Annotated in this window: 17 protein-coding genes; 5 read left to right on the top strand and 12 right to left on the bottom strand. The window is 43.8% G+C overall.

Annotated elements, in window-relative coordinates; translation table 11 throughout:
- The first annotated feature begins 80 nt into the window (after positions 1–80).
- Together sdaAB and sdaAA are read left to right on the top strand one after the other, a co-directional pair.
- Positions 81–746 (top strand): L-serine ammonia-lyase, iron-sulfur-dependent subunit beta, encoded by a 666-nt coding sequence (sdaAB, locus tag ACO03U_RS00085; protein ID WP_204684946.1) that lies wholly within the window; start codon positions 81–83, stop codon positions 744–746.
- Between the two features lie 24 nt (positions 747–770).
- Complete coding sequence (gene sdaAA, locus ACO03U_RS00080; RefSeq protein WP_204684947.1) at positions 771–1643, top strand: L-serine ammonia-lyase, iron-sulfur-dependent, subunit alpha; 873 nt, start codon at positions 771–773, stop codon at positions 1641–1643.
- A 73-nt stretch (positions 1644–1716) separates the two neighbouring features.
- On the opposite strand, the gene ACO03U_RS00075 is transcribed toward sdaAA, so the two are convergent.
- The 8 genes from ACO03U_RS00075 to ACO03U_RS00040 form a co-directional block, all read right to left on the bottom strand.
- Positions 1717–2610 carry an ROK family protein gene (locus ACO03U_RS00075; protein ID WP_204684988.1) on the bottom strand — a complete coding sequence of 298 codons (894 nt, stop codon included), beginning with the start codon at positions 2608–2610 and terminating at the stop codon, positions 1717–1719.
- An 86-nt stretch (positions 2611–2696) separates the two neighbouring features.
- Positions 2697–3674 (bottom strand): LacI family DNA-binding transcriptional regulator, encoded by a 978-nt coding sequence (locus tag ACO03U_RS00070; RefSeq protein WP_204684949.1) that lies wholly within the window; start codon positions 3672–3674, stop codon positions 2697–2699.
- A 187-nt stretch (positions 3675–3861) separates the two neighbouring features.
- Entirely contained in the window at positions 3862–5352 is a 1491-nt protein-coding gene (locus tag ACO03U_RS00065) for a glycoside hydrolase family 32 protein (protein ID WP_204684951.1), read from the bottom strand.
- On the bottom strand, positions 5353–6966 hold the full coding sequence (locus ACO03U_RS00060; RefSeq protein WP_204684953.1) for an ABC transporter substrate-binding protein: 1614 nt from the start codon (positions 6964–6966) through the stop codon (positions 5353–5355).
- Positions 6967–7025: 59 nt separating this feature from the next.
- A complete protein-coding gene (locus ACO03U_RS00055) occupies positions 7026–7913 on the bottom strand; it encodes a carbohydrate ABC transporter permease (RefSeq protein ID WP_161870286.1) in 888 nt (295 codons plus the stop codon).
- A 16-nt stretch (positions 7914–7929) separates the two neighbouring features.
- Positions 7930–8865 (bottom strand): ABC transporter permease, encoded by a 936-nt coding sequence (locus ACO03U_RS00050; RefSeq protein ID WP_204684989.1) that lies wholly within the window; start codon positions 8863–8865, stop codon positions 7930–7932.
- Between the two features lie 364 nt (positions 8866–9229).
- Complete coding sequence (locus ACO03U_RS00045; RefSeq protein ID WP_204684955.1) at positions 9230–10843, bottom strand: ABC transporter permease; 1614 nt, start codon at positions 10841–10843, stop codon at positions 9230–9232.
- 28 nt (positions 10844–10871) lie between these two features.
- Positions 10872–11753, bottom strand: a complete 882-nt coding sequence (locus tag ACO03U_RS00040; RefSeq protein ID WP_204684957.1) for an ABC transporter ATP-binding protein — start codon at positions 11751–11753, stop codon at positions 10872–10874.
- A gap of 205 nt (positions 11754–11958) precedes the next feature.
- Here ACO03U_RS00040 and ACO03U_RS00035 point away from each other — a divergent pair, with 205 nt between their 5' ends.
- Both ACO03U_RS00035 and ACO03U_RS00030 read left to right on the top strand, forming a co-directional pair.
- Positions 11959–12573 (top strand): TetR/AcrR family transcriptional regulator, encoded by a 615-nt coding sequence (locus ACO03U_RS00035; protein ID WP_204684990.1) that lies wholly within the window; start codon positions 11959–11961, stop codon positions 12571–12573.
- Entirely contained in the window at positions 12570–13079 is a 510-nt protein-coding gene (locus ACO03U_RS00030; RefSeq protein WP_204684959.1) for a GNAT family N-acetyltransferase, read from the top strand. The genes ACO03U_RS00035 and ACO03U_RS00030 overlap by 4 nt, the downstream gene beginning before the upstream one ends.
- Before the next feature lie 236 nt (positions 13080–13315).
- Here the strand turns inward: ACO03U_RS00030 and nusG are convergent, their stop codons facing one another.
- The 4 genes from nusG to ACO03U_RS00010 form a co-directional block, all read right to left on the bottom strand.
- Positions 13316–13858, bottom strand: a complete 543-nt coding sequence (gene nusG, locus ACO03U_RS00025; protein WP_161870289.1) for a transcription termination/antitermination protein NusG — start codon at positions 13856–13858, stop codon at positions 13316–13318.
- Between the two features lie 100 nt (positions 13859–13958).
- The gene (gene secE / locus ACO03U_RS00020; protein WP_161870290.1) at positions 13959–14129 is read right to left on the bottom strand and encodes a preprotein translocase subunit SecE; all 171 of its coding nucleotides are present in this window, start codon (positions 14127–14129) and stop codon (positions 13959–13961) included.
- A gap of 29 nt (positions 14130–14158) precedes the next feature.
- On the bottom strand, positions 14159–14311 hold the full coding sequence (gene rpmG / locus ACO03U_RS00015; RefSeq protein WP_161870291.1) for a 50S ribosomal protein L33: 153 nt from the start codon (positions 14309–14311) through the stop codon (positions 14159–14161).
- 108 nt (positions 14312–14419) lie between these two features.
- Positions 14420–14932, bottom strand: coding sequence for a QueT transporter family protein (locus ACO03U_RS00010; protein WP_204684961.1), 513 nt, complete (start codon positions 14930–14932; stop codon positions 14420–14422).
- A gap of 780 nt (positions 14933–15712) precedes the next feature.
- Between ACO03U_RS00010 and ACO03U_RS00005 the strand changes: the two genes are divergently transcribed.
- Positions 15713–16696, top strand: a complete 984-nt coding sequence (locus ACO03U_RS00005) for a diacylglycerol/lipid kinase family protein (RefSeq protein WP_204684963.1) — start codon at positions 15713–15715, stop codon at positions 16694–16696.
- Positions 16697–16943: the final 247 nt, after the last annotated feature.

Here is a 16943-nt window from a genome sequence, read left to right as displayed (position 1 = left end):
AAATAGTCAGCACCAGCTTTATTAACTACTATAATTACAGCATTTATCACAATCATTCTAACCAACGAGGTGTATCTGCCATGGATCAATTAAAATATAAAAGTGTATTCGACATCATCGGCCCCATCATGGTGGGCCCGTCCAGTTCTCATACGGCTGGCGCTGCTCGCATTGGCAAAGTCGTTCGCAGTATTTTCGGGGAACAGCCAGATTCTGTCGACATCTATCTCTATGAATCCTTCGCCAAAACCTATCGTGGACACGGTACCGACGTAGCTTTGGTCGGTGGTCTTTTGGGAATGGCTCCTGATGACCCCCGGCTAGCAGATTCCCTCAAAATCGCTTACGAATCCCAGATGGAAGTCTTGTTTGTGCCTCGCAATGAAAAAGCCGAACATCCTAATTCAGTGAAAATGCTTCTAACTAAAGGTGATCGCAAAATGACCGTGACCGGCATTTCCATCGGCGGAGGCAATATCCAAATCAGTGAATTAAACGGCTTTAAGATTTCCCTAACCATGGGCACCCCTACCTTCATCACCGTCCATCAAGATGTCCCAGGCATGATTGCCAAAGTCACTCAGCTTTTTTCCGAAGCGGCGGTGAACATCGGCACCATGACCGTCACCCGAGAATCCAAAGGGGAAAAAGCCATCATGATCATCGAAGTGGACGAACCTCGTCCAGATATCAAAGAAAAACTTAAACAACTAGATCATATTTACAATGTTACTTATTTCGACTAAACCCACGAAAAAGGAAGGAATCTCATGTTTTTTTCTATTGCTGAACTTGTAACCCAAGCCAATCACTATCCTAACGTAGCAGAATTAATGATCGCCACTGAAATGGAAATGACCGGTCGGAGCCGTCAACAGATTTTGGGTCTGATGGATAAAAACTTAACCGTCATGGAAAACTCGATTGCAGAGGGTGTCGCTGGTGTCCGCTCCGTGACTGGCCTAACTGGTGGAGATGCCCCCCGCCTCAACGCTTATATTGAAGGCGGCGAATTTTATAGCGGGAAGACCCTGCTTCAGGCTGTCCGCAATGCCATTGCCGTCAACGAAGTCAATGCTAAAATGGGCTTGATTTGTGCCACCCCTACTGCCGGAAGTGCCGGTGTGGTTGCTGGCGTTCTAGTAGCTGTCCGAGAAAAGCTAGGACTGACTCGTCAACAACAATTGGAATTTCTATTTACAGCGGGCGCCTTTGGATTGGTAATTGCCAACAATGCCTCAATCTCTGGTGCTGAAGGAGGTTGCCAAGCCGAAGTTGGCTCAGCGGCAGCTATGGCAGCGGCGGCTTTGGTTACTGCGAAAAACGGAACCCCACACCAAGCCGCCCACGCCTGTGCCATCACTATCAAAAATATGATGGGCTTGATTTGTGATCCCGTCGCCGGTCTAGTGGAAGTCCCTTGTGTCAAACGCAACGCTCTAGGTTCTTCCCAAGCGATGGTTTCTGCTGATATGGCGTTGGCAGGGATTGAGAGCGTCATCCCTCCTGATGAAGTCATCGCTGCCATGTATCAAGTCGGACGCCAAATGCCGACAATCTTTAAAGAGACCGCTGAAGGTGGCTTGGCTGTGACCCCAACTGCACAACGATTGCAAAAAGAAATATTGGAAAAGCAAAAGTAATTTCATATAAAAAAATGCAAAGGTCCCTCTGATAGAACTTGGAGCAAGACCTTTGCATTTTTTAGTTTGATTCTTAGAGCACTGACGTAGAAGGTACTGAGGAGTCAGCAGCTTTCTTCGCCAAAGCAAAGCAGCCGGTTAAGCCAGCATTGTCACCTAAAGCCGGCGTTTTCAAATACTCATCGATGGCTGGAATCGCTACGTATCCTTGGAGTTTTTTCAAAAAGGCAGCCTTCACTAATGGTAAAAGCTGGGGTTGTTTCATCACGCCGCCCCCAAGGATAATTTGCTCAGGAGCATACATCAATGTCGTGTTATAGACACATTGAGCTAAATAATCTGCTTCGATTTTCCAAAATGGCTCTTCTGGTGCCAAAGTCTGTGCTTTCACTCCCAATCGTTTTTCAATGGCTGGCCCGGCCGCAAGACCTTCAAGGCAGTTGTGATGGAAGGGACAGTTGCCGGCAAAATCATCATCCGGGTGGGGTTGCATCAACATATGGCCCATTTCCGGATGGCTGAAACCTGACAAAAATTCCCCTTGTACGACTGCGCCACCGCCAACACCAGTCCCAATTGTGTAATAAATGACACTCTCCAAACCTTGACCATGACCAGCAACATATTCGCCATAGCACGCAGCGTTGACATCCGTCGTCCAAGCGATTGGTAAGTCATAAGCTGCCTTCAAGGTCCCGACAAAATCATATTGTTGCCAAGGCAATTTAGGTGTAGAGGTAATATAGCCATAGGTTGCGGAATTCTCCTTGATATCAATCGGGCCAAACGAACCGACACCAATCCCTTGCAATTGTCCTTGATATTGATCGAAAAACGTCAAGACTTGTGCCATGGTTTCTGCCGGCGTAGTCGTTGGAAAACTCACTCTTTCAATGATTTGCAGCTGTTCATCGCTGACGCCACAAACAAATTTTGTGCCTCCTGCTTCAATTCCACCAAATAACATTTTCATCACGCTTCCTTTACTCTTCTCACAAAAGAGCACTCCCAATACTTATCGGAAATGCTCTTTTACGTTGTTTTTCTTTTAACTCAGGTTAATTCTTTGGTCGTACCCCCTGCCCCAAAACTCACTGGTAAAACAGTTCGCTTTTCAACAGTTTCTCCATTTATCACTGCTAAAAGCTTAGATACCGCCGCTTCGGCCATCATTTTGGTAGGCTGAACGATGGTGGAGACGAGATAACCATCTCCTTCAGTCATTTTTTGACCGTCAAACCCAATCACTTGAACATCCTCAGGAACGCTTTTTCCCATTTGTTCAAGGACCGCAACCACTGACAGCGCCATTGGATCATTAATGGTAAAAATCCCCTCAATATCTGGCTCTTTTTCCAAGAAAGCTGCCACTTTTTCCGGAACATGCTCCAACGGCTCCAGCATATCCAAAGATTCATAAGCAATCCCTAGTTTGCGACATTCAATTTCAAAATATTTTCGGCGACTTTTGGTCTCATTGGGCGTTTCTTGGTATCCGCCAATATATGCTACTTTGCGGCAGCCCCGCTTAGCCAGTTCGTTAGCAGCTAAGCGTCCCCCCGCTGCATTGTCAGCCGTCACATAGATTACGTCTTCCGTAAAGTAGCGGTCAATGCTGACAAAAGGAAGATTGCTAGAAATATATTCATCAATATCCGAATAGGTGATGCCAATGATGCCATCGACCTTGTTTTGCGTCACCATCTGGATATATTCTTGTTCTTTGGCACTATCCCCACTGGAATTACACAAATACAACTTGTAATGCCGCTGAGCCAATGCCGTCTCCACGTGATAAGCAAACTCACCAAAGAAAGGATGCCACACAGTAGGTAAAATCAAGGCGATGGTCTGGGTATGTTTCATCTTCAAGCCACGGGCATAAAAATCCGGTTGATAATTCAACTGGCGCATCGCTTCTTCTACCTTGGCGCGGGTAGCAGGCTTCACGGCGCCGTTATTCAATACCCGGGACACCGTTCCCACACCAACTCCTGCCAATTTGGCGACTTCTTTCATCGTTGCTTTCATCCTGTCTCCTCACCTTTCTCGTTTCTTTAGTATATTGAAAAAATCAGCAAAATACTATGCTTTTTCCAAAATACCAAGACCTCGTTGATAAAAGCAAGAGATTTTAAAATGAAGGCCGTTGCTGCTTTGAGAAAGAAACTGGTAGCTCATCCTGTGGGATTTGCCCCGAAGTCAAGTCCTAGTTATCTTACGCTTCTTTAATCGTTGCCGTTTCCAAAGCCAAAATCCGCATATCTCCCACCCCGCTGAAGACGAGATCACGCCCTTTGACCACTTCATAAAAGGTCCCAGTCATCACTTCCAAACCATTGATAAAGATTTCCAGTGATGAGGTATCGCGGAAGATTTCCAAGACTAGCTGCCCATCGATTAATGGCACTTTAACTTTACGAGAATTCACCGGTACTTTTTCTGACCCAATCAATGGGCGACCAAAATTTTCTCGATTCATTTCAAAGGTTTCACTAAAGACATCATAGGTCAGTTGCAAAGCTTCTTTAGCGGAGGACATCAAGCCAATCTGAAAGACTTCCCCGTGGCTTAAATCTGCTACCAAATGCAAGTAGGTTTGATCACTCAAGGCATTGCGAAAGACTACCGGCGTTTCTCCCACCTGAATGTTTTCCGTGCCTTGTTGATAAATCAATTGGCTGTACACCGTAGACACAGGCTTTTGCACTAGGCGGTCTTTCTTGACCCGGAGCTCCCGGGGCAACGTCATAGACCCCGCCCATTGATGCCCCAAATCATGGGTTGGTAGCGTGCGGTCCCACATCTGCATCCAAGCGACCATGATACGCCGGCCTTGTGGATCTTCCGTAGTCTGGGGAGCATAAAAGTCCATTCCAAAATCAATCTCATGGAAATTTGCCACCTGCATCTTGCCTGTCTCCCAATCGACTTCACCAATCCAAGCCACAGTAGAGCTGATATTATGATACTCCAAGCCTTGTTGTTGAATTTGAATTGGGGACATAATTAAGACATCTCGGCCATCCAATGAAAAGAGATCGGGGCACTCCCACATAATCCCTTGTTCCGCCGTTCCTTCCAATAAAACAGAGAAGAACCGCCACTGGAACAAGTCTTCAGATTCAAACATCACGATGCGGCCCCGACTATCCGCGGTTTTTGTGGCCACGACCATATAGTAGCGCTCCTCATGGCGGATAACTTTCGGGTCCCGAAAATCTTGAATGGCTCCATAGTCGCCAAGTTCTGCCTCAGCTACGATCGGATTGGCCGCAAACTTCGTGAAATGGATGCCATCGGAAGACACCGCCAAACATTGATGTTGATGCACCACGCCGCAAACTTCCTGACAACCGGTGTAAAACAAGAACAACTTTCCTTCTTTTTCGATGGCACTACCTGAAAAGCACCCCCCTCTGTCATAAACTTGGTCAGGTGCCAACGCCACTGGCAACTCTTCCCAATGAACCAAATCCCGGCTGCGGGCATGCCCCCAATGCATGGGCCCCCACTTGCTATCGTAAGGATAATACTGATAAAAAAGGTGATAGTACCCTTGAAAATAGACAAAACCATTTGGATCATTAATCCAGCCGACTGGTGCCATCAAATGGTATCCTTGCCGATATTCCGGATTGACTTTGCCTTGCATCATTTCGATATAGCGATCGGCTTTATCCAAAATCGCAGTTTCTTCAACTAACACTTATTGCGCTCCTTCCACAAAGCTATCATAGCCTGCTTGTTTGATTTCTAGCCATTCTGGTAGGCCTACTCGGTTTAATTCAGCCAAATACGCGTCCCACTCTGCCTCGATTTGGCCATTGGTAATCCATTCTGCTCGCTTGCGGTAAATAAAGTCCCACATATCCGTTTCAATTTTCGCCAGCCGGTCCGTATCTTCTTTTGACAAAAAAACTTTTGGATAGATAGTGTCGTCTGTGATATATGGCAAGTAAGTTTCGTGCATCAAATCCAAACGCCATTTGGCATCATCTGGCATGGTGGTGACGGTGTCGTAGTAGGAATCCAAGACCGCCAAAGGACCGGCCGCTTCAGTTTTTTGCCGTAGTTCTCCTGGTGCCGTTCCCTCTAATGGTAAGTGCTTGAGCATGCCATCTTGCAACTCAAAGATATTGGCTTGTTCAGTATCTCCATATGTGCCCCAGTTATTTTGGACCGATTGCAACGGTTCATACATTTTGTCCACCCATTTGGCGGTCAATTCCAAGTTTTTATTGGCGCTGGTGATGACAAAGCGATCACGGGAGAAGCCCATGCCGTTAGTCCGCGTCACATGTTTGGTACCCGTTGGTCCGGCCAAAACTGGCAAAACATCGTAGCTATCATCCGCACCCGTGATATTGGCTTTGTCCCAAGTGAAATAGACGCCGTATTTGTGTTCTTTCCCTTTGGCAACATAGGTGTTCCAATCTTGTTCAAAAGCTTCGTTGTCGATTAGCCCTTTTTCATACATGGTATTGAAGTATTTCACTGCATCTTTGTAACCCTCTTTGTCGGCGGTAAACTGTACTTTACCGTCATTGTCCACGATGAGGTGATCGTCATTGTCTCCTAGCCCGAAAGCCCCCATCAGAAATTTCAAATCTTCATTTCCGCCATTGTTGATAAAGCTAAAAGGAATTTCATCGGCTTCCCCATTGCCATTGGGATCTTGGGTTTTGAAGGCTTCTAAAACCGTCAGCAGTTCATCAGTAGTTTGCGGCATCTCCAACCCCAACTTAGCCAGCCATTCTGTATTAATCCACGCCATATCATTGACGGTGTGAATTGATTCCTTGTCTGCTCCTAATTCTTCAATCCAAGGAAAAGAATAAATGTGACCATCTGGAGCAGTGGACAACTGTCGGTATTCAGGATTTTCCTCAAAGATTTTTTGCAAGTTTGGCATATATTGATCGATTAAATCTTCTACTGGAACAATGACACCACTTTCTGCCCAATTTAGTAAGTCATAGTCTCCAGCAGCGGCATTGAAAATAGCATCAGGTAAATCCCCACTGGCAATATCCAAATTGCGTTTTTCAGCAAAATCAGCATTGTAGTTGGTCCAATCAATGTGGAGATTGGTCTCTTCTTCCAACCGTTGAAAAATCAATTTATCATTGGGATCTTTTGGGGCCAAAGCCGCACTTTGGGAGATCATCTTTAAACTCGTTTTTTCTGCCAAGGGAAAGCTGACATTTTTTAATTCGTAATCGGGACTAGACTTGGCATTTTCTTTTTTCGAGCCACCACAAGCTCCTAAAACCAAAGTGCAAGCCAAAATTACTGGGACAAACCATTTCGTTGTTTTCATTCCTTTTGCTCCTATCTTCATTTAATGTGTTCTGACAATATTTGCTACAAACGGTGAGTTTAGCCTTTGACCGAGCCCACCAAAACCCCTTTATCAAAATATTTTTGGAAGAAGGGATACATCACAATCAAAGGCAAACTACTAATGACGATGGTGGCATACTTGATTAATTCAGCAATCTGCTTCATTTCAGCCATCGCGGTATTGGCCCCCACCATGTCTTGGGAAGGTTGATTTTGAATCAGGATATTTCGTAAGACTAACTGCAGTGGTTGCAAATCGGGATCCTTGATATAAATCATGGCATCAAAGTAGGAATTCCATTGACCGACAAAAGCATACAAGAATAAGACGAACATAATCGGTTTTGCTAGTGGCAACATCACTTTGAAAAGAATTTGCAAATCATTGGCGCCGTCAATCGTCGCTGCTTCAGACAGCTCTTTTGGTAAAGCGCTAAAATAGGTCCGAGCCAAGATGATATTCCAAACATTGATCGCGCCTGGGACGATCAAGGCCCACACCGTATCTAACATCCCTAGATTTTTCACCAATAAATAAGTCGGAATCAAGCCGCCACCGACAAACATCGTAATGACGAAAAAGGTCATGATGATTCCTTTCCCAGCAAGATCAGGTTTTGACAAAGGGTATGCCGTCAACATGGTGATAAAGACGGTCAATAAGCTAAAACTAAAAGAGTAAAATAGGGAATTTAAAAAGCCACGGATGATGGAATCATCTGCGAAAACCCGCTGATAGCCCTGGACCGTCCAATCTTTGGGATTAAAGCTCAGCCCTTTATTGATCAGAGTGGCTGGATCCATAAAGGAAGCGATCACCACATAGACTAAAGGAATGATGGTAATCAATACTAGAAAAGCCACGATGATGCGATTGACCCACAAAATACGTTGATCAAATTTAGAAAAAGCATTGGCGTTCATATTGTGTTCCTCCTTTTTATAATCCTTCGCCCTCATTTAGACGTTTGGTAATATTGTTCACCAGCAACAACAAAATCACGTTGATAATCATATTGAACAGGCCCACCGCTGCCGAATAGGCATAATCCCCAGATTGCAAACCAACTTTATAAACATAAGTTGAGATAATTTCAGAAGTTGGGATATTCATCGACGTTTGCATCAAATAAGCTTTTTCATAGCCGACATTCATGATATTACCAGCGGAAAGGATAAAGTTGATGACCATCACTGGCTTTAAGGCAGGCAAATCAATATGCCAAATCTTTTGCAAAATGTTGGCTCCATCAATGTTGGCCGCTTCATACAAATCCGTACTAACTCCAGCCAAAGTTGCGGTATAAAGAATCGATGCCCACCCCATGCCTTGCCAGATCCCCGACAAAATATAGATGGTTCGAAAATAAGCAGGATTGGACATAAACATGATGGGTTGACCAGTGAACTTGGCTACCAAACCATTGATTGGCCCGTTGGCAGATAAGAACAGAAACAACATCCCGACAATAATTACGACAGAGATAAAATTCGGTGCATATAGAATCAATTGCAGCTTTTGCTTGATTTTTTTATTGAGAATCTGATTGAGACCCAGCGCCAATAAAATCGGCGGGAAGAAACCAAGCAGTAAACCATAGACACTGATTTTCAACGTATTGCCTAAAAGCATCCCAAAATTTGGTGAGCCGATAAACTCTTTGAAATGGGCTAACCCCACCCACGGACTTTCCATAATTCCCAACATCGGGTTGTAATCCTTAAAAGCAATAATCGCACCGTACATCGGCACGTATTTGAAAATCACCGTCAAGACAACACCTGGTAACAATAAGGCGTACATCCACTTATCTCGGCGTAGGCGTTTCTGCAAATTACTCCATTTTGAAGTTTTCCCCATCGGCTTCACCTTCATCTTTCTTCCTGGTTCAAGGGTCGCTTTCTCCAACTTAATTCCCTCCCACTATTATTTTAGAAACGTTTCCACTTTGTTCCAAAAAAAGGGATGCCTGGCATCTTATACGGACTGGAAACGTTTCCGATTTCACGAGTAAAGAATAGCACGAATGACTGAATCGGTCAATAACTTTCGGAAAATTTTTTTTACCTTAAAACACTACCATCACTCCAACTGTTTTTCCATCATCAAGAATCTCAATCAGAAAGCGACGTCTCGAAATAGAGGCTGTTTTAAAAAAAGAAAAATTTAATCCGCTTTTAGGTGCTAAAAAAGGCTCGCAGAAATTTTTCTACGAGCTCAAAAGCTATTTGTCTATTAATCAGGCACCCTCTTTTAAATCTCGGTTACGATAGCCAATTGCCCCCATGATGATCATCACCAGGCTGACTGCCAGGGTTAGCGCAAAGGGCACCCAATCAAAGTCTTCCATCGGCATCCGAGCAGGCCAATTTAGCGCAGAGGTTTTGTTCACCCAAGTCGGTAAATCCAAAATCCCCCCAAAATAACTAATCGCAAAAGAATAACCCAAGTAAGCATAGATCAGTTTACCTAAGCCTGGTGCAAAGCCTAAAACCAAGCCTGCCAACCCCATAAAAAACAGAATCACCGGTAAATAATTCAGGCCGGCTTCCATAAAACTAGCCATCGTCAACGTCGTTTTGGTACTCATCACCGCTAAAGCTGAACCGCCGAGGCCCCCTGCGGAAATCAAAATAGCCAACAAAGCAAAGAGAAAAGCTAAAATCATATTCCACCAGTATAATTGACCTCGCGAAACTTTAGTGGCAAAAATTTGACTAAGATAGAGGCGCGTTTCAGCAGCGTAGAGTTTGTTAATGACCACCACTGGTAAAATCACCGCTAAGCCAATCATTACCATCATAATCGTCGCCGTAAAGGAAGCTTCCAAAGAAATGCCGCTATGGGTAAACATTTGTTTCATCAGGTCATTGCCTTCCATAAAAGTTTGCATATCCCCATAAATTGAGCCATAAGCTAACCCCATTACACCGTAACCAATCAACCAACCTAGCGCTACTCCACGATTATTGCGGAAAAGCAAGCCTGGCACTGACAACAAAGACCGCGGTGCTTTGCCACGACCTTCCCACTCTGGGAGATAGCCATCACTTAAGTCCCGATTGCCTTCCAACAAAAAGGCAATCAGCGTCACTACAAGAGCAAAAATCACTCCAAAGACTATTGGATACCAACGATTTTCTGTGAAAGGATAGGTTAAGTACGTCCAGCCCATAGGATTGACCATTGACCATTGGACATGCGAGACATCCGTCACGGCCCGAAGTAGATACAACACCCCAACTATGGAGAGGGCACCACCCGTAGCTCCTGCTGAAGTCGCCATGATTTGGGCGACCAATAAGCCTAAAACCCCACCGAGAATACCTGCTAAAGCAATCGAAGCAGCAAATAGGAGACTACCGGTAACATCAATGCTACTCATATCAAAACTAATCAAAAGTGCCGCTGTCCCTACGCCAACCAGTACATTAATCAGGGTATTTTCCAATATTACGGCAAGGGAATTTGCTTGGCGCCCCACGCGAAATGAGCGAATCAATTCTTGCAAACCCAGGTCTTCTTCTTTACGAGTGTGCCCCACCACGTGTAAGACGGAAATAATCATCGCAAACAAGCCACAAAACAATAACATTTCGTTGGCGTACATGGCCCCGATGGTATAGTCGCCACTATTCGTAATCGGAGTCGGCCCGACCATTGCCATCATAGCCGGATTCTGCATGGTTTCATACATTCCTACCAAGCCAGAGCCCTGAGCGATATCATCAAAGTAAGGGGCAAATCCACCACTAAAGGCTGCTAAGCCCACCACCCAAAACAAGATTTTTTTCCAATCTCGCTTGATGTATTCTAAAAACAATAAATACCACAATGCAAATTTCTCTTTCACCAGTCGTCACCCTTTTCCTTTCTCCTACTTAATGCTCATAATGGCGAATGAACAAATCTTCCAGAGTCGGAGGCACGACTTCAAACTTCGTCACCTTAAGTTGACTACTAGCGGCTAACAAGGCATTCAGGTGTTGATTATCAATCGAAAATGTCGCTTGTTGCCCTTTTTGGACAAAGTCATGGACCCCTTGCACTTGTGCCAATACCGCAATATCTCCTTGAGTCGCTACCGTCACCGTCGAGCGAGTCAAATGACGCATTTCATCTAGTGTACCGCTTTCCACTACTTTACCTTCACGAATGATCACGACTTTATCCGCCAAACGTTCCACTTCACTGAGTATATGCGAGGACAACAAAATTGATTTGCCCGCCTGCTTCAATTTTTCGACTTCTTCTTGGAACACAGCTTCCATCAACGGATCTAATCCCGAGGTCGGTTCATCTAAAATATACAATTCTGATTCCACCGACAAAGCTGCAATCAAGCCCACTTTTTGCCGGTTACCTTTGGAATAACTCTTGGCTTTTTTCTTAGGGTCCAACTCAAATTTTTGGATCAGCCGCTCGCGAGTTGCCTGATCGCCACCACCATGGAGTTTCATGAACAAATCAATAATTTCGCCACCAGTGAGATTGCCCCACAAAGCCACATCCCCTGGGACATATGACAAGTCTTTGTGAATTTCAATGTTATCTTTCCAAGCATCTTTGCCAAAAACCGTCACTTCACCAGCATCTTTTTTGATAATCCCAAGAATCGTCCGGATCGTAGTGGATTTACCAGCACCATTGGGTCCAATAAAGCCAACAACTTCCCCACGATTTACTGAAAAGCTGACATCTTTTAACGCTTGAAATTTACCAAAACTTTTTTGTAACCCAACAACTTTGACAATCTCTTCCATTTTTAAAATCCCTCACTTTTTTAATTAAACTGGATCGGCTATCGGCAGAAGTTTTAAACCGAAACTTCTTTTCGGGTCCAATATTATGCTTGTTTAGACCCTTTGTCAACGAATATGAGCCATAATTTTAAACTATTTTTTCTTTGCGGTTCAGAAAAAACGCGTTATAATATAGGAAGAATAAATGAATGAGAAGGTGACGTCTTTGAACGGCTTTGAAAAGCGTACCGCTAAAAAGAAAGCTCAAGTTCTCCAAGCTGCTTTCGAACTGATGAACACCCCAGCTGGCGTTGCAGGTTTGACTATGAGCGCCGTTGCTGAACGCTCCCACACCGCCAAGGCAACGATTTTCAAATATTTTGAAAGTAAGGAAAATCTGATCCAAGAAGTTTTTCTGCACTTTATCGAACAGATGCGTGCCAAAGCGACAGAAGAACTCGCAATCCCCCGTCCCTTTGAAGAACAGCTGATGACCATGGCGCGTCTAAAAACTGAGATGTTGGAACAAGCTGGTGACCAATTTTACCAAGATTTAATGAGCTACTATACCAAAAAGGATGCTTCTCCATTTGCCCAAGCGATGGAAGAGTATACCCAAAATTCTTACAATTTGATGTTGGACCTTTTCCATCAAGGTCGCAAAGAAGGTAAAATTGACCTTAAATATTCCGATGAATTTCTGATGATTTATATGCAAGCCATGATTGAAGGGGTGACTCAACCAACGATTTACCAAAAGATTAAAGTCAACTACACAGAAAATTGGACTGAGATGCTATTAAAATCACTTGCTCCAAGTCCTCGAGGTAACCAAAAATGATTCCCCCTTACCAACTTCGTGCCATGACGGCATCCGATATTTCTGCAATCGACAACCAATTTCTAAAGCAACATTGGGGTTCCCGTCATGAAAGCTTGACCGACTATTTTAAGCAACAACAAACTGGCCAGCGCTGGGTCTTTGTCGCTGAAACTGCAGGGGAAGTCGCAGGTTATGTCACTTTGCTCCCCTCCGCCTTACATGGTCCTTTTGAAAACCGCTACCCCGAGATTGCTGATTTTAATGTTTTCGAAGCCTTTCAACGACAAGGAATCGGTAATCGACTACTACAACAGGCGGAAAACACCGCTAAAAGCTTTTCTGACATAGTCACTTTAGGTGTCGGCCTCCATCCTGGCTATGGCCCAGCGCAACGTCTCTACTGTAAACGTGGTTACCTTCCCGATGGCTCTGGCGTCTGGTACCACAACCGCAGACTAGCTATGGGCGAGCCTTGTCGCAACGATGATGACCTAGTCTTATATCTCGCTAAAAGACTGCGGTAACTCAATTATTTTAAGTCAAATTTCACCTTTTTCGGGCATCACAATGACGGCATGATAAGCCACTCAATTCCTGAACCAGCAGGCTTTTTGGAGCTTAATTTTTTGTAAGCTCTTTATCTATGAAAAAACAGCTTTAGCTCCTCAATTTCAGAGGTAGCTAAAGCTGTTTTTAACATATTCAGTGATTATTGCCTATCATTTCACAACCAATAAATCTCCGTGGAAAAGAGTACTTCTTACAAGCTATCGACTTGATCAAAGTCTAATTCGGCACTGGTTTCCCGGCCAAACATTTCCACCGCAACTTTTAGTTTTTGGCGTTCTTCATCAACTTCCGTCACTTGACCTTCCATACCAGCGAAAGCCCCTTCGATGATTTGGACAGTATCCCCGACAGCGACATCCAAATCGCTTTGACGGGTGCTCATGCCGATTGTTCGCAAGATGTGGTTGATTTCTTCTTGCAATAATGGTGCCGGCTTACTACCTGCCCCATGAGAGCCGACAAAGCCAGTAACACCAGGGGTATTACGGACAATATACCAAGACTCATCAGTCATTACCATTTCCACCAAAACATAACCTGGGAAAGTTTTATGCACGATTTCTTTTTCTTTGCCGTTTTTAACTTCTTTTTCCGTTTCTTCAGGTACTACCACTCGGAAGATGTAGTCCCCCATCCCCATACTTTGGGCCCGGGATTCTAAGTTAGCTTTGACTTTATTTTCATAGCCAGAATACGTGTGCAACACGTACCAATTGCGTTCAAATGATTCCATTTGTAGGACTCCTATCCTTGGGAAAATAAAAAAACCTCAGTCACCCGAAGTTTTTCTTCACTGGTATTATAGCATCCTTTAAGAAAACTCGCCAGTTAAATTATTTTAAAATCAGACCGAACAAGGCTTGAATCGCCGAGTCCATAATAAAGAACATCAACCCAAAGATGATGGATGTCTCAATGACCACTAGCGTATCTTTACGCAATTCTTTCTTGGTTGGCCATGTCACGTTTTTCATTTCCGCGATGACGCTTTTCAAAAATTTCATCAGTAAACCTCCCACAAGGCAAATAAATGTTATTTTGTTTCCCGATGCAACGTATATTGGTTGCAATATTTACAGAATTTATTAATTTCGAGGCGTTCGCCTTTTTTGCCTTCGCTCACAGATTTTGTATAGTTCCGAGAGCCACAGACAGAGCAGGCCAAAGCTGCTTTTTTTGTCGCCATATCGTTTCCTCTTTCTTCAAACCAAAAGTACCTAAACCGCTACAATTAAAAATACCACGAAAAAAAAGAAGCGTCAAGGTAAGCCCGACGCCGCCATTTAAAGATTTCTTAAAATCGATCAGCAAAATGTAGTTTACTATTTAGCAAATACATCAAAGGTGCCGTAAGTACCAGTACGATTGCTTCACTTAAGGCCAACGTTCCATAAGTAGCCCAAAATGGTGCCGCTGCAGTGATGTGCAACATGATTGCAATCAAGAACATACTAGCTGTGAAAAACAACGTGTTAGCTGCTAAGCGTAGTTTTGGATTAGCGATTTTCTTTTGCAAAAGGCTAGTCGCTGTCAAGGCCAACAATGTCTGCCCCCCACCAAAAAGCACATCCATCATGCCGTAGCCAAACAAAGCATTGTATAGGACACAGCCCAAAAAAATTCCCCATAAAAATTTCTTGTTAAAAACTACCAAATGATTGAGGGCCTCAGAAATTCGAAACTGGACCGGTCCAGCAGCAAAAGGCGTGATCAAGGACAGCGCGACATAAAGAGCCGCCACCACCCCATTGATGGTTAGCACACGGACGTTTGAGAGCGTGCCTGTTCGGTTGATTTTTTCTTGCATTGTTTTTTCCTTCTTTCTCCTAGTTTTGATAACGCGGGATGGTAGTTAAACGAACCGCGGGGACATCTCCCAATTACGAAAGCCAGTATAGCAGATTTATGCGGGAAAAGAAATCTTTTCGCCAATACTTTACGACAGACTCCCTTAATAGTTAAAAAAACTAAAATGGCTTTTTTAATTAAAAAACAGTTCAAACGCTCACTTTACTCTAGCTAAGCGACGGGCTATTGTTTAAATTACCTTTAAGCATCTCTGCACGCTTTTGTAAGGGGTTGCAAAAAGTCTTGGAATATGGTATAAAATAGGTGTAAGGGGTCATAGGAATTCCCAGTAAGTGCAGCAAGCAACAAAGGCACCAAATAAACTGCAAGAACAGAATTGTTATGAACGAACAAAAAGCAAAGGACGTGGGAATTTGAGTAACTCCTTACTAATTGAACCGGTCTAGTGAGTGTAGCCAATTGATACAAGTGGACATCAGAACCTTGTAACAAAAAAAGGCAAGTACCGAAGAAACACCAAAACACACTCACTAGGCTATTTTTGTACCCAAAATTGCTAAATTCGCTCATGAGATTCGCCTGACCTACTGGGGTAAGGAGAATCTTTTTCTTTGAAATCTGAAAAACCTCTGTTAAAATACATCCACGTAAGGCTAGGCACTTTTTTTATGTCCAAAGCATGATCTATCGGTATTTTTGGCTCGTTTTTTCCTGATTCTCCCCGCTTTGAACAGTGTCGCAAGCCTATCGATGAATGAGAACGGAGACTTAACCGACCATGAAATTTCATTTTCATCTATTGATTAATCAGGCTTCCGGCAGTGGTCGGGGTCAAAAAATCGGTGATAAAATCATCACCCTTTTGCAAGAAAATCAATTTGAACATACCTTATACTACACAGAATACGCTGGCCATGAACAAGAGATTATTCGCCAATTGGTCAACACTGAGACACTACAAGCTTGGGACCCCCAAAACCCAGCACTAACTGCTGACCAGCCATTCCCCCTATTGATGGTGATAGGTGGCGATGGCACACTTCATCAAGTACTTAATGAACTTTATCACCTCGGCGTCGACTATCCTGTCAGTTACATTCCCGGCGGTTCAGGGAATGATTTCGCCCGAGGGATTGGCCTCTCCCGTCAACCAGAAAAAGCCTTCTGGCAAATCGTCAAAGCCCAAGAGCCTACCAAAATCAATACACTCTTTTATAACGAGGAAATCCAAGCTGAAAAAGGCGTGGTAATTAACAATGTCGGGATCGGTTTAGATGCAGCCATCGTCAATGCGACAAACACCTCCTTTGCCAAAAAAGAACTTAATAAGTACAACCTTGGCTCTTTAGCTTACATTTCATCGATTCTTAAAGTCTTATTCACTCAAAAAGGCTTTCCCATTTTAGTAGAAGTCAATGGCACTGAGCATAGTTTCAAAAAAGCTTTTTTGTGTACCACCACCAACCATCCTTACTTTGGCGGAGGAGTAGCCATTGCCCCCATGGCCAAAGCGGATAAAAATAATATCGATCTCGTAGTTATCGAGCGTATCGCCATGTTTAAAATCTTTTGGCTGATTATCAAATTGATTCGCAAAACCCATACCAACTCAAAATACTATCATCACTTTAACAGTAGCAAATTGCGTATTGTTTCCACCATCCCTCAATACGGCCAAGCTGATGGTGAAGTCATGGGAGAACGACCTTTTGATATCACCTTCACCACTAGTCCACAAATGATTTGGTATAAAAAAGAGTGACCCTAAGAAAAGCTGAACGAACTCGTTCCACTCTCGTGAAACCAGACATTTCTAGACTAAGGCGGCCGGACTTGCTTCCGGAGAATCCCTCAGGTAGTAGTGGGACCGAGAAACACTAACTCAACTTCACCCACTTTACTCAACCTAAAAAAACCGGACTGCAATTTTGCGAAGCTGCTGAAAATCTCTAAGAATTATGTTTCTAATTTTAAATGATAGACAAAAAAATAGGACTTCAATTCAATTT

This window comes from Enterococcus diestrammenae (genome assembly GCF_049384045.1).
GTDB lineage: Bacteria > Bacillota > Bacilli > Lactobacillales > Enterococcaceae > Enterococcus_C > Enterococcus_C diestrammenae.
Note: the sequence above shows the minus strand (reverse complement) of the source record. Positions and strands in the feature narration are given on the sequence as shown.

What these genes read in the sequence shown, in the direction of transcription:
- ACO03U_RS00040 (WP_204684957.1), bottom strand. Translation starts at nt 11,753, where the DNA reads ATGGAAGAGATTGTCAAAGTTGTTGGGTTACAAAAAAGTTTTGGTAAA.
- ACO03U_RS00050 (WP_204684989.1), bottom strand. Translation starts at nt 8,865, where the DNA reads ATGAAGGTGAAGCCGATGGGGAAAACTTCAAAATGGAGTAATTTGCAG.
- nusG (WP_161870289.1), bottom strand. Translation starts at nt 13,858, where the DNA reads ATGGAATCATTTGAACGCAATTGGTACGTGTTGCACACGTATTCTGGC.
- ACO03U_RS00010 (WP_204684961.1), bottom strand. Translation starts at nt 14,932, where the DNA reads ATGCAAGAAAAAATCAACCGAACAGGCACGCTCTCAAACGTCCGTGTG.
- rpmG (WP_161870291.1), bottom strand. Translation starts at nt 14,311, where the DNA reads ATGGCGACAAAAAAAGCAGCTTTGGCCTGCTCTGTCTGTGGCTCTCGG.
- ACO03U_RS00060 (WP_204684953.1), bottom strand. Translation starts at nt 6,966, where the DNA reads ATGAAAACAACGAAATGGTTTGTCCCAGTAATTTTGGCTTGCACTTTG.
- ACO03U_RS00030 (WP_204684959.1), top strand. Translation starts at nt 12,570, where the DNA reads ATGATTCCCCCTTACCAACTTCGTGCCATGACGGCATCCGATATTTCT.
- sdaAB (WP_204684946.1), top strand. Translation starts at nt 81, where the DNA reads ATGGATCAATTAAAATATAAAAGTGTATTCGACATCATCGGCCCCATC.
- sdaAA (WP_204684947.1), top strand. Translation starts at nt 771, where the DNA reads ATGTTTTTTTCTATTGCTGAACTTGTAACCCAAGCCAATCACTATCCT.
- ACO03U_RS00055 (WP_161870286.1), bottom strand. Translation starts at nt 7,913, where the DNA reads ATGAACGCCAATGCTTTTTCTAAATTTGATCAACGTATTTTGTGGGTC.
- ACO03U_RS00005 (WP_204684963.1), top strand. Translation starts at nt 15,713, where the DNA reads ATGAAATTTCATTTTCATCTATTGATTAATCAGGCTTCCGGCAGTGGT.
- ACO03U_RS00075 (WP_204684988.1), bottom strand. Translation starts at nt 2,610, where the DNA reads ATGTTATTTGGTGGAATTGAAGCAGGAGGCACAAAATTTGTTTGTGGC.
- secE (WP_161870290.1), bottom strand. Translation starts at nt 14,129, where the DNA reads ATGAAATTTTTGAAAAGCGTCATCGCGGAAATGAAAAACGTGACATGG.
- ACO03U_RS00070 (WP_204684949.1), bottom strand. Translation starts at nt 3,674, where the DNA reads ATGAAAGCAACGATGAAAGAAGTCGCCAAATTGGCAGGAGTTGGTGTG.